This is a genomic window from Kitasatospora sp. NPDC048407, assembly GCF_043200475.1.
Classification (GTDB): Bacteria; Actinomycetota; Actinomycetes; order Streptomycetales; family Streptomycetaceae; genus Kitasatospora.
The window spans coordinates 88,318-101,851 of record NZ_JBICXW010000012.1 but is presented as its reverse complement, the minus strand read 5'-3'; the positions used below and the strand labels follow the sequence as shown (position 1 = coordinate 101,851).

12 protein-coding genes and 1 tRNA gene are annotated in these 13,534 nt (G+C 71.7%); 8 read left to right on the top strand and 5 right to left on the bottom strand.

The window, feature by feature from the left end; translation table 11 throughout:
- Positions 1–185: 185 nt before the first annotated feature.
- Entirely contained in the window at positions 186–680 is a 495-nt protein-coding gene (locus ACGFWJ_RS22325; protein ID WP_392952213.1) for a MarR family winged helix-turn-helix transcriptional regulator, read from the bottom strand.
- 117 nt (positions 681–797) lie between these two features.
- On the opposite strand from ACGFWJ_RS22325, the gene ACGFWJ_RS22320 reads away from it, so the two are divergent.
- Positions 798–1,592 (top strand): methyltransferase domain-containing protein, encoded by a 795-nt coding sequence (locus ACGFWJ_RS22320; RefSeq protein ID WP_392952210.1) that lies wholly within the window; start codon positions 798–800, stop codon positions 1,590–1,592.
- Positions 1,593–1,599: 7 nt separating this feature from the next.
- Here the strand turns inward: ACGFWJ_RS22320 and ACGFWJ_RS22315 are convergent, their stop codons facing one another.
- The 3 genes from ACGFWJ_RS22315 to ACGFWJ_RS22305 are packed head-to-tail and all read right to left on the bottom strand — an operon-like array spanning position 1,600 to position 4,195.
- Positions 1,600–2,451 carry a DMT family transporter gene (locus tag ACGFWJ_RS22315; protein ID WP_392952208.1) on the bottom strand — a complete coding sequence of 284 codons (852 nt, stop codon included), beginning with the start codon at positions 2,449–2,451 and terminating at the stop codon, positions 1,600–1,602.
- Positions 2,452–2,507: 56 nt separating this feature from the next.
- Positions 2,508–3,206, bottom strand: coding sequence for a TetR family transcriptional regulator (locus ACGFWJ_RS22310; RefSeq protein WP_387638102.1), 699 nt, complete (start codon positions 3,204–3,206; stop codon positions 2,508–2,510).
- 26 nt (positions 3,207–3,232) lie between these two features.
- Positions 3,233–4,195 (bottom strand): acyl-CoA desaturase, encoded by a 963-nt coding sequence (locus tag ACGFWJ_RS22305; protein WP_392952204.1) that lies wholly within the window; start codon positions 4,193–4,195, stop codon positions 3,233–3,235.
- A 241-nt stretch (positions 4,196–4,436) separates the two neighbouring features.
- Here ACGFWJ_RS22305 and ACGFWJ_RS22300 point away from each other — a divergent pair.
- The 6 genes from ACGFWJ_RS22300 (at position 4,437) to ACGFWJ_RS22275 (ending at position 9,133) form a co-directional block, all read left to right on the top strand.
- A tRNA-Gln gene (locus ACGFWJ_RS22300) sits at positions 4,437–4,507 on the top strand.
- A 90-nt stretch (positions 4,508–4,597) separates the two neighbouring features.
- Positions 4,598–6,043 (top strand): bifunctional UDP-N-acetylglucosamine diphosphorylase/glucosamine-1-phosphate N-acetyltransferase GlmU, encoded by a 1,446-nt coding sequence (glmU, locus tag ACGFWJ_RS22295; protein WP_392952201.1) that lies wholly within the window; start codon positions 4,598–4,600, stop codon positions 6,041–6,043.
- A gap of 155 nt (positions 6,044–6,198) precedes the next feature.
- On the top strand, positions 6,199–7,179 hold the full coding sequence (locus ACGFWJ_RS22290) for a ribose-phosphate diphosphokinase (protein WP_392952199.1): 981 nt from the start codon (positions 6,199–6,201) through the stop codon (positions 7,177–7,179).
- A 267-nt stretch (positions 7,180–7,446) separates the two neighbouring features.
- Positions 7,447–8,055, top strand: a complete 609-nt coding sequence (locus ACGFWJ_RS22285) for a 50S ribosomal protein L25/general stress protein Ctc (RefSeq protein WP_387638090.1) — start codon at positions 7,447–7,449, stop codon at positions 8,053–8,055.
- Positions 8,056–8,168: 113 nt separating this feature from the next.
- Positions 8,169–8,744, top strand: coding sequence for an aminoacyl-tRNA hydrolase (pth, locus tag ACGFWJ_RS22280; protein ID WP_392952197.1), 576 nt, complete (start codon positions 8,169–8,171; stop codon positions 8,742–8,744).
- A 140-nt stretch (positions 8,745–8,884) separates the two neighbouring features.
- A complete protein-coding gene (locus ACGFWJ_RS22275) occupies positions 8,885–9,133 on the top strand; it encodes a hypothetical protein (RefSeq protein ID WP_387638085.1) in 249 nt (82 codons plus the stop codon).
- A 75-nt stretch (positions 9,134–9,208) separates the two neighbouring features.
- Here ACGFWJ_RS22275 and ppc read toward each other — a convergent pair whose 3' ends face one another.
- The gene (gene ppc, locus ACGFWJ_RS22270) at positions 9,209–12,007 is read right to left on the bottom strand and encodes a phosphoenolpyruvate carboxylase (protein WP_392952195.1); all 2,799 of its coding nucleotides are present in this window, start codon (positions 12,005–12,007) and stop codon (positions 9,209–9,211) included.
- Between the two features lie 249 nt (positions 12,008–12,256).
- Here ppc and ACGFWJ_RS22265 point away from each other — a divergent pair, with 249 nt between their 5' ends.
- Positions 12,257–13,528, top strand: a complete 1,272-nt coding sequence (locus ACGFWJ_RS22265; protein WP_392952194.1) for a sensor histidine kinase — start codon at positions 12,257–12,259, stop codon at positions 13,526–13,528.
- The last annotated feature ends 6 nt before the right edge of the window (positions 13,529–13,534 follow it).

The window sequence follows — 13,534 nt, the reverse complement described above, 5'->3', positions numbered from 1 at the left end:
CGGGGAACGGCGAGGCCGGGACTGCGGATGGTCGGACCTTGCGATGCGGTCGTGCTGCTTCGGGTGTCTTGAGGCACCGGGAGACCCGAAACGTATGAACGCTCAGCGCCCTGTTGATCAACCGCAGACTCGAACCCGCCGTTCCCCGGGCCCCTGAAGAGCCGATCTTCCGGCCCCTCGAAAAATCAGCCTGCCCGGTCGAAAGGGATGACCAACTGGCGGAGCAGGGACGCGAGTTCGGCGCGCTGGGTGGGTGCCAGCTGCGCGAGGATCTCGCGTTCGTGGGCGAGGAGGCCGGCCAGGGCCTGGTCGGCCTTGTCGCGGCCGGCGTCGGTGAGGCGGACGAGGACGCCGCGGCGGTCGTCGGGGTCGGGGAGGCGGACGACCAGGCCCTTGGTGGTGAGGCGGTCGATGCGGTTGGTCATGGTGCCGGAGGTGACCAGGGTCTGGGTGAGGAGCTGGCCGGGGGAGAGCTGGTAGGGGTCTCCGGCCCGGCGCAGGGCGGTGAGGACGTCGAATTCCCAGGGTTCGAGGCCGTGCTCGGCGAACGCGGTGCGGCGGGCGCGGTCCAGGTGGCGGGCGAGTCGGCTCACCCGACTGAGGACCTCAAGGGGCTCCACGTCGAGGTCGGGGCGCTCTCGGCGCCATGCTGCGACCAGGCGGTCGACCTCGTCCTCCATGACGATCAGTGTATCGGGGGATGTGTCGATGTGAAGTCTCTTGACATCAAGAGATAACAAAGGAACGCTCGGCGTCCGAAAGATATCTTGACATCGAGATACTTCTGGAGGTTCGCCATGCCCGCCGACTGGGACGCCCACCAGTACCTGCGCTACGCGGAGGAACGCATCCGGCCGCTCAACGAACTGCTCGCCCGGGTCCCCGAACTCCCGCCCCGCCCCACCGTGCTGGACCTCGGCTGCGGCCCTGGCAACTCCACCGCCGTGCTGCGCCGCCGCTGGCCCGAGGCCCGCCTGCTCGGCCTGGACACCTCGCCCGCCCTGCTGGAGACCGCCCGGGCCACCGGCGAGCCCACCGCCGAGTACCGGCTGCAGGACGTCACCGCGTACGACCCCGCGCCCGAGCGGCCCGACCTGATCGCGTCCAACGCCGCCCTGCACTGGATGGACACCCCGACCGCCGACCACCTCACCCTGCTGCCCCGCTGGGCGGCGGCGCTGCGCCCCGGCGGGGTGATCGCCTTCCAGCTGCCCGGCAACTTCGCCGCCCCCAGCCACACCCTGCTCGCCGAGCTGAGGCAGAGCGCCCGCTGGCGCGAGCGGCTGGGCACCGTCCGCCCGGACGCGTCCTGCCACGCCCCGGCGCGTTACCTGGAGGCGCTGCTGGCCGCGGGCTGCACGGCGGATGTCTGGGAGACCACGTACCTGACGGTGCTGCAGGGGCCGGACCCGGTGCTGGAGTGGGTCAAGGGCACCGCGCTGCGCCCGGTGCTGGAGCGGCTGCCCGATCCGGGCGAGCGGCAGGCGTTCCTGGCGGAGTACGGGGCGCTGCTGCGCGAGGCGTACCCGGCGGGCGAGTACGGCACGGTGTTCCCGTTCCGCCGGGTGTTCGCGGTGGCGGTCAGGCGCTGAGGGAGGGTCACTTCGCGCTGGGCAGGGCCGGGTGGCGGCCGAGCACCACCACGCCGACCACGATCGCGGCCATCCCGGCGCTCTGCCAGGCCAGCGCGGCGGGGGTGATCCGGACCCGGTCGCCGAGGAATCCGACCGCGCAGGCGATGCCGGCCAGCGGCTGGGCGGCGGTGAGCGCGGGCAGCGACATCCGCAGCGGCGCGGCCTCGAACGCGGACTGCACCAGCAGCAGCCCGACCACGCCGATGCCGATCACGGTGTACGGCTGCCAGGAGGCGAACGCGGCGGGGGCGCCGTGCTGGTCGATCAGGTCGAAGGTGGAGCGGGTGAGGGCGTCCTGGAGGCCGTAGAGCAGGCCGGCGGCCAGCGCGAGCAGGGTGGCCTCCTCGAACAGGGGGAGGCGGCGGGCCACCGAGACCAGCAGCAGGGCGAGGCCGGCGACGGTGCCGATGACCAGCCACTGCCGCACCGGTCCGACGCCGGGGCCGCCGCCCTGGGGCTGTCCGGCGGCGATGAACGCGGTGACGCCGAGCGCGATCAGGGCGACGCCGATCCAGCCGGAGCGGCCCAGCCGGGTGCCGGTGATCCGGCGGGCCAGCAGCATCGCCCAGACCAGGTTGGTGGCCAGCAGCGGCTCGACCAGGGTGACCTCGCCCTGGCTGAGCGCCAGCGCGGACAGCACCTGCCCGGCGATCATGAATCCGATGCCGAGCAGCCAGTCGGGCATCCGCATCAGGTCGAGCAGCAGCCGCCAGCGGAGCATGTCGCCCTTGGGGGCGCGCTGGGCGGCGTGCTGCTGCAGGACGAAGCCGAGTCCGAGGCAGCAGGCCGCGCCGAGGGCCAGCAGGAAGACCGTCAACGGGTTCTCCTGTCATGCGGGACGGCCCGGCGGCCCCGGTGACGGGGCCGGGCCGGTCAGTTCTTGCGGTCCCCGACCAGCTTGGGGTGCCGTTCCAGGCCCTCCAGGCCGTGCCAGGCGAGGTTGACCAGGTGGGCGGCGACCTCCGCCTTGGCGGGCTTGCGCACTTCCAGCCACCACTGGCCGGTCAGCGCCACCATGCCGACCAGCATCTGCGAGTACATCGGCGCCAGCCGGGCGTCGAAGCCGCGGGATTTGAACTCCAGGCCGAGGATGTCCTCGACCTGGGTGGCGATGTCGCTGATCAGCGAGGCGAACGAGCCGGTGGACTGGGCCACCGGCGAGTCCCGGACCAGGATCTTGAAGCCGTCCGTGGAGGTGTCGATGTAGTCCATCAGCGCGAACGCGGCCTGTTCCAGCAGCTCCCGGGAGTGCCCGCCGGTGAGCGCGCCGGTGACCATGTCCAGCAGGAGCTGCATCTCGCGGTCGACGACCACGGCGTACAGGCCCTCCTTGCCGCCGAAGTGCTCGTAGACGACCGGCTTGGAGACCCCGGCGCGTTCGGCGATCTCCTCCACCGAGGTGCCGTCGTAGCCGCGTTCGGCGAAGACCGTTCGGCCGATCTCCAGCAGCTGCTCGCGGCGCTGCTTGCCGGTCATCCGCACCCGGCCACTTGTCTTCGCGGCGGCGCCGCGGGCCGCGCCGCGCCGCGAAGGCTGCTGATGGCCGGCGCTGTCTCCGTTGGTCCCGTTCACCCCTCCATCATGCTGCAGGCGCTGCCTCATGCGGCGCGGCGGGCGGCGATCCGCTCCGCACCCGGCCAGCGGACGTCGGTGGCCCAGCCCGCCTTCTCGAACCAGCGGATGACCCGCGCCGAGGAGTCGACCTGGCCGCGCAGTACGCCGTGCCGGGCCGAGGTGGGGTCGGCGTGGTGCAGGTTGTGCCAGGACTCGCCGCAGGACAGTACGGCCAGCCACCACACGTTGCCGGACTTGTCGCGGGACTTGAAGGGGCGTGAACCGACCGCGTGGCAGATCGAGTTGACCGACCAGGTGACGTGGTGCAGCAGGGCGACCCGGACCAGCGAGCCCCAGAAGAAGGCGGACAGCGCGCCCTGCCAGCTCCAGGTGGCCAGGCCGCCGATCACCGCGGGCAGCGCCAGCGAGAGCGTCGTCCAGAGCCAGAACAGCCGGGAGATGCGCCTCATGGCCGGGTCGCGGACCAGGTCGGGCGCGTACTTGAGCTGCGGGGTCTGCTCCTCGTCGAACATCCAGCCCATGTGCGCCCACCACAGGCCCTTGAGCAGGGCGGGCACGCTCTCGCCGTAACGCCACGGGGAGTGCGGGTCGCCCTCCTTGTCGGAGAAGCGGTGGTGCCTGCGGTGGTCGGCGACCCAGCGCACCAGCGGGCCCTCGACGGCGAACGAGCCGAGCACGGCGAGGCCGATGCGCAGCGGCCGCTTGGCCTTGAACGCGCTGTGGGTGAAGTAGCGGTGGTAGCCGATGGTGATGCCGTGGCAGGTGAGGAAGTACATGGCGACGGCGAGGCCGGCGTCCAGCCAGGACAGGCCCCAGCCCCAGGCGATCGGGACGGCGGCCAGCAGGGCCAGGAACGGCACCGCGATGAACAGGGCGAGGGTGACCCGTTCCGCGGGGCCCTGTTTCTCGCCGCCCCTGGTGGCGGACAGACGGGGGAGAAGGTCCTCGGCGGCGCTCGGCGGCGCCTGCCCGGCCTGGATGGTCATGGCGCTTCCCGGGGGAGGAGGGTGGTGCCAGCGGATACCTACGTTTCCGTAACCTACGGCATCGTAGGTATCGGACGGCGGTAAGCGGAAGGCTCGCGCGCGGACGTGTCGCGGTGTTCGTCCGTCGGATTCCGGCAGGACGGCCGCCCGAGTCGGGTGTGTCGTTCGTGTGCTTCGCGGAAGGTGGTGGAGCTACGGGCCGTCAACCCGTAGGCTGTGCTGGGCGCGGCAACCGCGCCTTTCCGCCGTGGTGTAATGGCAGCACAGGGCCCTTTGGAGGCCTTTGTCTGGGTTCGAATCCTAGCGGCGGAGCCTCCACGACCGTTTCGGTCGTTTTCCGCCCGTCTCGTCTCGGTATTCTCGGTGCACCCTCACCCCGCATCGACCGAGGAGTCTTCCCGCGTGAGTGCAAACCAGCCCGCTGCCGTGATCGTGCTCGCCGCCGGGGGCGGTACGCGGATGAAGTCCAAGGCCCTGCCGAAGGTGCTGCACGAGATCTGCGGCCGCTCCCTGGTGGGCCACGCGGTGTCCGCCGCCCAGGAGTTGACGCCCGGTCAGCTGCTGGTGGTGATCGGCCACCTGCGCGAGCTGGTGCAGGCGCACCTGGCCGAGCAGTACCCGGCGGCCCGCCCCGTCGTGCAGACCGAGCAGCTCGGCACCGGCCACGCGGTGCGCACCGCGCTGCAGGCGCTGGCCGCCGACGGCGTGGAGCTGGACGGCACCGTGCTGGTCACCACCGGCGACGCCCCGCTGCTGACCGGCGGCACGCTGTCCGCGCTGGCCGCCGCGCACGCCGAGCAGGGCAACGGCGTCACCGTGCTGACCGCCCTCGTCCCCGACGCCACCGGCTACGGGCGGATCCTGCGCGAGAGCGACGGCGCGGTCGCGGCGATCGTCGAGCACAAGGACGCCAGCCCCGAACAGCTGGCGGTCAACGAGATCAACTCCGGGGTGTTCGCGTTCAACGCCAAGCTGCTGGCGCACGCGCTGTCGCTGGTCGGCACCGACAACTCGCAGGGCGAGGAGTACCTGACCGACACCCTGGAGATCCTGCGCCGCGAGGGCCACCGGGTGGGCGCGGTGGTGGCCGCGGACCACCGCGAGATCGTCGGCATCAACGACCGGGTGCAGCTGGCCGAGGCCCGCCGCCTGCTCAACGACCGGCTGCTGGAGCGCGCGATGCGGGCCGGCGTGACGGTGGTCGACCCGGCCACCACCTGGATGGACGTCCAGGTCGGCTACGAGCCGGACGCGCTGGTGCACCCCGGTACCCAGCTGCTCGGCGCGACCCACCTGGGCGAGGGCTGCGAGGTCGGCCCGAACACCACGCTGACCGACACCTCGGTCGGCGCGGGCGCCCGTGTGAGCAACACCACGGCGGAGCGCGCCGAGATCGGCCCGGAGGCCTCGGTCGGCCCGTACGCGTACCTGCGGCCCGGCACCGTGCTGGCCCGGAAGGCGAAGGCCGGCACGTACGTGGAGATCAAGAACTCCCAGCTGGCCGAGGGCGCGAAGGTGCCCCACCTGTCGTACATCGGGGACGCCTCGATCGGTGAGGGCACCAACGTGGGTGCGGCGTCGGTCACAGTGAACTACGACGGTGTGAACAAGCACCGCACGGTCATCGGAGCCCACTGCCGCACGGGTTCCGACAACATGTTCATCGCCCCGGTGACGATCGGTGACGGCTCCTACACCGCCGCCGGATCCGTGATCACCAACGATGTTCCGGCCGGTTCGCTGGCCGTCGCGCGGGCCCAGCAGCGCAACATCGCAGGCTGGGTTGAGCGGAAGCGGCCCGGTTCGGCGTCCGCCCGGGCCGCCGCCGAGGCGTCCTCGCCGGAGTAGCCGGACCGGACGGCCGGGGATCTTGAACGGAGGTCCCCGGCCGTCGGTCACGGTCCGGGGCGCGTAACCTGAAGTACATACGTGCGCCATCGGGCCTGCTGGGCCGTGCCTCGGCGTACTCACTCAGAGTGGCAAATACACGAGGAGACGGTGCAGTGAGCGGGATCACGACCTCCGGTGAGAAGAAGCTCAAACTCTTCTCCGGTCGAGCCCACCCGGAACTTGCCGAGGAGGTTGCCCGCTCGCTGGGCACCGAACTCGTCCCGACCAAGGCCCTGGACTTCGCCAACGGCGAGATCTACGTCCGCTTCCTGGACTCCGCGCGCGGCGCCGACTGCTTCGTGATCCAGAGCCACACGGCTCCGATCAACCAGTGGATCATGGAGCAGCTGATCATGATCGACGCGCTGAAGCGCGCGTCGGCCCGCAGCATCACCGCGATCCTCCCGTTCTACGGCTACGCCCGGCAGGACAAGAAGCACCTCGGCCGCGAGCCCATCTCGGCCCGCCTGATCGCCGACCTGCTGCGCCAGGCCGGTGCCGACCGCCTGATGGCCGTGGACCTGCACACCGCGCAGATCCAGGGCTTCTTCGACGGCCCGGTCGACCACCTGTTCGCGCTGCCGATGCTCGCCGACTACGTCGGCGACCGGGTCGCCGACCGGTCCAAGCTGACCATCGTCTCGCCGGACGCCGGCCGGGTGAAGGTCGCCGACCAGTGGTGCGACCGCCTGGACGCCCCGCTGGCGATCATCCACAAGCGCCGCGACATGACGCAGGCCAACACCATCCTCTCCGCCGAGGTGGTCGGTGACGTCCGCGGCCGCACCTGCGTCCTGGTCGACGACATGATCGACACCGCCGGCACCATCTGCGCCGCCGCCGACGCGCTGTTCGACGCCGGCGCCGCCGACGTCATCGTGGCCGCCACCCACGGCGTGCTCTCCGGCCCCGCCGCGGACCGGCTGAAGAACTCCCGGGTCAGCGAGTTCGTGTTCACCAACACGCTGCCGACCCCGGCCGAGCTCCAGATGGACAAGATCACCACGCTGTCGATCGCCCCGTCGATCGCCGCCGCCGTGCGCGAGGTGTTCGAGGACGGCTCGGTCACCAGCCTGTTCGAGGGCGTGCACTGACCTCTCGCGGGCGCTGACCCCTTGTCAGCCCCTTGATCGGCCCCCGGTTCCGCCTGGAACCGGGGGCCGATTTCACGTCCGCGCCACCGCCCGGTTAGTCTGGGGAGACTGCTCGGCGAGGGATGCCCGTTTTCGGTGCTCCGTGATCGACGCGCGAGAACGATGCGCTTTGATCGAACCGCCGAGTGTCCCCCCAAACGTTATTGAGGGTGTGGCCCGGCGGTTCTGTCGTTCCTGCACCCCTGCGCATTTCCGAGGAGTGCAGTCGTGTCCGAGATCCGCATCGCCGCTGAGTCCCGCACCGAGTTCGGCAAGGGTGCCGCCCGTCGCGCCCGTCGCGCCGGCTTCGTCCCCGGTGTCGTCTACGGCCACGGCCACGCCCCGGTTCACCTGAACCTGCCCGGCCACGACCTGATGATGGCCCTGAAGACCCCGAACGCCCTGCTGGTCCTGCCGATCGACGGCAAGGACGAGTACGTGCTGCCGAAGGCCGTCCAGCGCGAGGCCATCAAGCGCTCCATCGAGCACGTCGACCTGCTGCTGGTCAAGCGTGGCGAGAAGGTCACCGTCGAGATCCCGGTCCACACCGAGGGCGAGCTGGCCCCCGGCGGCAACCTGGTCGAGCACGTGCTGAACGCGCTCCCGATCGAGGCCGAGGCCACCCACCTGCCCGAGTCGGTCACCGTCTCGATCGAGGGCCTGGAGGCCGGCGCCTCCATCACCGCCGGTGACATCGCCCTGCCGGCCGGCGTCGCGCTGGCCGTCGAGGCCGACGCCGTCGTGCTGCAGGTCATCGGCGCCCAGGCCCCCGAGGCCACCGAGGAAGAGGCCGAGACCGAGGCCGTCGAGGGCGAAGAGGCCGCTGTCGAGGCCTGATCCTCGCGATCTCTCCGTCGCTGCCCCGGCCGCCTTCCGCTTCGTGCGGGCGGCCGGGGCAGCGGCATGTCCGGGATGATGGACGACGCAACGACACCCGCGTGAGGAGCGGCATGAGCGAGTACGACGGCCCCTGGCTGGTGGTGGGCCTCGGCAACCCCGGCGAGGGCTACGCCCGCAACCGGCACAACATCGGCTTCATGGTGGCCGACCTGCTGGCCCAGCGGATGGGCGCCAGGTTCAAGGCCCACAAGAGCCGCGCCCAGGTCGCCGAAGGGCGCCTCTCGGGCAAGCGGGCGATCCTCGCCAAGCCGATGACCTTCATGAACCTCTCGGGCGGTCCGGTCACCGCACTGCGCGACTTCTACAAGGTGCCCGCCTCGGCGATCATCGCCGTCCACGACGAACTCGACCTCGACTACGCGGCGTTGCGGATCAAGCTCGGCGGCGGCGACAACGGCCACAACGGACTGAAGTCGATCACCAAGTCGCTCGGCCCCGACTACCACCGGGTGCGCTGCGGCATCGGCCGCCCGCCCGGCCGGATGGAGGTCGCGGACTTCGTGCTCAAGGACTTCTCGTCCACCGAGCGCAAGGACCTCGACTGGTTCGTCGACCGCTCCGCGGACGCCGTCGAGGCACTGCTCGCCGACGGCCTGGAGCGCGCACAGCAGAACTACAACTCCTGACCTGCTTCGACCACCCTCCGTACACAACATTCATGCAACGCTTGCCTCGTGGAAGCTGACTGGTGGTCAGAACACGCCAGGAATCGGATACCGTCGGACCCGGTGCAAGGATTGAAGTGCCGTCACTGGGGGTATGGAGCGTGATCCGCTCGAAGCGTGTGGGCAAGGTCGTCGGTGGCACCGTGCTGTGCCTGGCCGCCGGAGGATGGGCCGCTGCGCCGGCGCTGGCCGCCGAGCCTGTTGTCGCGGTCACCCCCGAGCCGGCCGCGGCCAAGCTCGCCCCGCCCACCGGCTCCGTCGGCTCGGCCGGCGTGTACGCCGTCGGCGGCGGCCTGGTGGTGGTGGCCGGCGGTGCGGCGACCTGGCTGCGCAAGCGCAAGAAGGCCTAGCGGGAGTCCACAAACGGACGAGGTCCGCTCCGCCGGGGAGTTCCCCCGCGGAGCGGACCTCGCTGTTTCGGTGCGTCAGCCGGTGTTGCGCAGGCCGGCCGCGATGCCGTTGACGGTCAGCAGCAGCGCGCGGGCCCGCAGCGGGTCCTCGGGGCGGCCGTGGGCGACCTCCTCGCGCTGGCGGCGCAGCAGCGCCACCTGCAGGTAGGAGATCGGGTCGAGGTAGGCGTCGCGGACGGTGAAGGTCTGCTTCAGGACCTCGTTGTGCTCCAGCAGCTCGGACTCGCCGGTCAGCCGCAGCACCTCCCGCAGCGTCAGTTCGTGCTCGGCGACGATCTGGTCGAAGACGTGCCGCAACTCGCCCGGCACCAGCTGCTCGACGTAGTGGCGGGCGATCCGCAGGTCGGTCTTGGCCAGCGTCATGGCGACGTTGGACAGGAAGTTGCGGAAGAAGTGCCACTTCCCGTACATCTCGTCGAGCACGTCCGCCAGGCCCGCCGCGCGGGCCGCCGCCAGGCCGGAGCCGACGCCGTACCAGCCGGGGACGATCTGCCGGGACTGGGTCCAGCCGAACACCCACGGGATGGCCCGCAGGCCGTCCAGGCCCGCGCCGCTGTCGGGGCGGCGGGACGGGCGGGAGCCCAGGTGCAGCGAGGCCAGCTGGTCGACCGGGGTGGACGCGAAGAAGTACTTCGGCAGGTCCTCCTGCTCCACCAGCCCCCGGTAGGCGGTGTGCGCGGCCTCCGAGACCCGGTCCATCGCGGCGTCCCAGCGGGCCAGCTCCTCCGGGGCCTGGCGCGGGGCGGTGTGCAGCGCGGACGCGGCCAGCGTGGCGGAGAGGGTCAGCTCCAGGTTCTCCCGGGCCAGCGACGGCAGCAGGTACTTGTCGGAGATCACCTCGCCCTGCTCGGTGACCTTGATCTCGCCCTCCAGGGTGCCCCACGGCTGGGCGAGGATCGCCTCGTGCGAGGGGCCGCCGCCGCGGCCCACGGTGCCGCCGCGGCCGTGGAACAGCCGCAGCCGGATCCCGTACCGGTGCGCGACGTCGCGCAGCCGGCGCTGGGCGCGGTGGATCTCCCACTGCGAGGTGGTGATGCCGCCGAACTTCGAGGAGTCCGAGTAGCCGAGCATGACCTCCTGGATGTCGCCGCGCAGCGACACCAGCAGCCGGTACGACGGGTCGGAGAGCATCTCCTCCAGGATCCGGTCGGCCTGCTGGAGTTCGTCGGTGGTCTCCAGCAGCGGCACGATGCCGATCTTGGCGATGCCCGCGTGCAGGTCGATCAGCCCCGCCTCGCGGGCCAGCACCACGGCCGCGAACACGTCGTCCGCGCCCTGGCACATCGAGATGATGTACGACTCGACGATCTCGTCGCCGAACCGCTCGAAGCCCTGCCGGATGGTGCTGAACACGCCGAGCGTCTTCGCGCCCGCCGCGTCCAGCGGGGCCGGGGTCGGGGCCAGCGGGCGGCGCGAGCGCATTTCCTTCGACAGCAGGCGCTGGCGGTACTCGCGCGGCATGTCGGTGTAGCGCCACGCCTCCTCGCCCAGCCGGTCGAACAGCTGGCCCAGCGCGTGGTGGTGCGCCTCGGCGTGCTCGCGGACGTCCATGGTGGCCAGCTGGAGGCCGAACGCCTCGATGGTGCGGATCGCCCGGGCGAGCCGGCCGTCGGCGATCAGGCCGCCGCGGTGGGCGCGCAGCGAGTCCTGGATCAGCTTCAGGTCGGCGATCAGGTCCCGGGTGCCGACGTAGTCCCGGCCGGGGACGTGCGGGGTGCCGGCGGCCAGCCGCTCGCGGGTGTTCTCCAGCTTGATCCGGATGCAGGTGGCCTTCAGCCGGTACGGCTCCTCGGCGTTCATCCGCTTGTAGCGCGGGCTCAGCTCCGGAAGGTGCGTCAGGTCGGCGTCCAGCGAGGCCAGCAGCTCCTCGGAGGCGCCCGCCAGGCGCACCGAGGTGGACAGCGAGGCGCGCAGGTCGTCGATCGCCGCCAGCGCGTCCTTGATGCCGTACTCGTGCTGCAGGTTGAGCACGTCCCAGGTGACCTGCGGGGTGACGTTCGGGTTGCCGTCGCGGTCGCCGCCGATCCAGGTGCCGAAGGTCAGCGGGCGCACCCCCTCCGGCAGGGCCAGGCCGACCCGGGCGAGCTCCTCGTGCAGCTCCTCCAGCACCGCCGGCACCGCCTCGCGGTACAGCTCGTCCAGGTAGTAGACGGCGTTGCGGGCCTCGTCGGTCGGCTCCGGGCGGGCGATCCGCAGCTCGTCGGTCTGCCACAGCAGGTCGATCACCTCGGCCAGGCGGCGGTCCGCCTGCCGGCGCGCGGAGGTCTGCCGGGCCGAGTCGACCTGGCCGGTCGCCGCCTGCTCGCGGTGGATCCGCTCCAGCAGTTCGCCGACCCGGCGCAGCTTGTTCAGCACGCTGCGGCGGGCCGCCTCGGTCGGGTGCGCGGTGAAGACCGGACGCACCGCGAGGTTGGCCAGCGTGTCGGCCAGGTGCTTCGGGTCCGCCTCCTTCAGCTGGTCGGCGGTCTGCGACAGCACCGAGCCCTCACGGGCCCGGCGGGACGCGAACTCCCGTCCGCGGTGCACCTGTTCGGTGACGTTCGCGAGATGGAAATAGGTCGAGAACGCGCGCACCAGCTTCGCGGCGGTGTCCAGATCGATCGACGCGAGCAGCTGGGCCGTCGCCTCGCCGTCGGTACGGCTCAGCAGGCGCACCTGTTCGACCAGGCCCAGCAGTTCCGGGCCCTCCTGACGCACGAGGGTCTCTCCGAGCAGGTCGCCGAGGCGGCGGATGTCCGCACGCAGCGCGGCATTGTCTGCCTGGTCGGCGGTCGGGGATGGGTTGTCCGCCGAAGTGGGGACCGGAGCGGTCACGGCTGGCTCCCTGTGGTGGTGGGGTGTTCGGCAACGGCTCTGCCATCACCGCGATGCGGGTGACGGGTGCGGACCGCGCTGTCCGACGGGCAACAGCATAGGTGGCACCCGGTGCCAGAACGGAGAGGTGGCCGGATGGCGGACAGGGGGGGGCGCGAGCGCAGGCGGGCGAACAATCAGGGGCTCGGGGAACGGCCCCGCCGTTCCCCGGGCCCCTGCTTTCGCACCGGCCTGCGTAAGGTGTCCGTTATGAGTAATCAGCCGGCGGGGGACGGCGTGTGGTGGTGGGCGCGGAGACGCAGCGCGGCGCTGGACGTGGGATTGGCGTTGGTGGCCGCGTCGGAGTGTGCGGCCGGGGCGTACGGGCTGGTGAGGATCCGGCTGGAGCTGGGCCTGGGGCCGGCCGTGGTCGGGATCGTGCTCGGGGCGCTGGCCGGGCTCTCGCTGGTGGTGCGGCGCAAGTGGCCGGTGCTGCCGGTGGTGGTGGCGCTGGTGTTCGTGCCGGGCTTCTTCGGCGTGATCCTGCTGGTGGTGTCGTTGTACACGCTGGCGGCGACCTGGGAGTGGCCGGTCAGGCGGGCCCGGGTGATCGTGCTGTCGGCGGTGGCCGCGGTGGAGACCTTCGGCATGGTGGTGCTGGCGATGTTCGCGCCGAACCCGTCGCCGCCGCAGGAGCCGTTGCCGCCGGCGTGGGTACTGGTGATCGCCTCGGCGTTCGTCGCGGTCGGCATGGCGGTGGCCCCGGTGGTGACCGGCCTGTACATCGGGGCGCGGCGCCGCCTGGTGGAGTCGCTGAAGGACCGCGCGGAGGGCCTGGAGACCGAGCTGACGCTGCTCGCCGAGCAGGCCCGGGAGCGGGCCTGGCGGGCCAGGGTCGAGGAACGCACCCTGATCGCCCGGGAGATGCACGACGTGGTCGCGCACCGGGTCAGCCTGATCGTGGTGCACGCGGCGGCGGTGGAGCGGATCATCCCCAAGGACCCGGCGAAGGCCCAGCAGTCGGCGAACCTGATCGGCGAGGTCGGCCGGCAGGCGCTGGACGAGCTGCGGGAGATCCTCGGCGTGCTGCGGATGACCGAGGCGCAGGACCAGGTGGAGGCGCCGGTCGGCGGTCTCGGGGAACTGCCGGAGCTGGTGGACCAGTCCCGGGCGGCCGGCATGGCCGTCTCGCTGACCGTCAGCGGCGAGCACCTGGTGTACGTCGCGGAGGCCGAGCAGACCGCGTACCGGGTGGTGCAGGAGGGCCTGACGAACGCCCACAAGTACGCCGGCGGGGCGCGGGTGGCGGTGCTGCTGGCGTACGTGCCGAACGGTGTGCGGGTGTCGGTGGTCAACGACTGCCCGGGCGGCGCGGCCGTGCCGGTGGCGCTGCCCAGCGGCGGCAACGGGCTGGTGGGGATGCGCGAGCGGGTGCTGGCGCTGGGCGGGATGTTCCACGCCGGGCCGGAGAGCGACGGCGGCTTCCGGGTCGAGGCGGTGCTGCCGTCCAGGCTGCGGCTGGCCGTCGCACCGCTGGACTGACCTCCG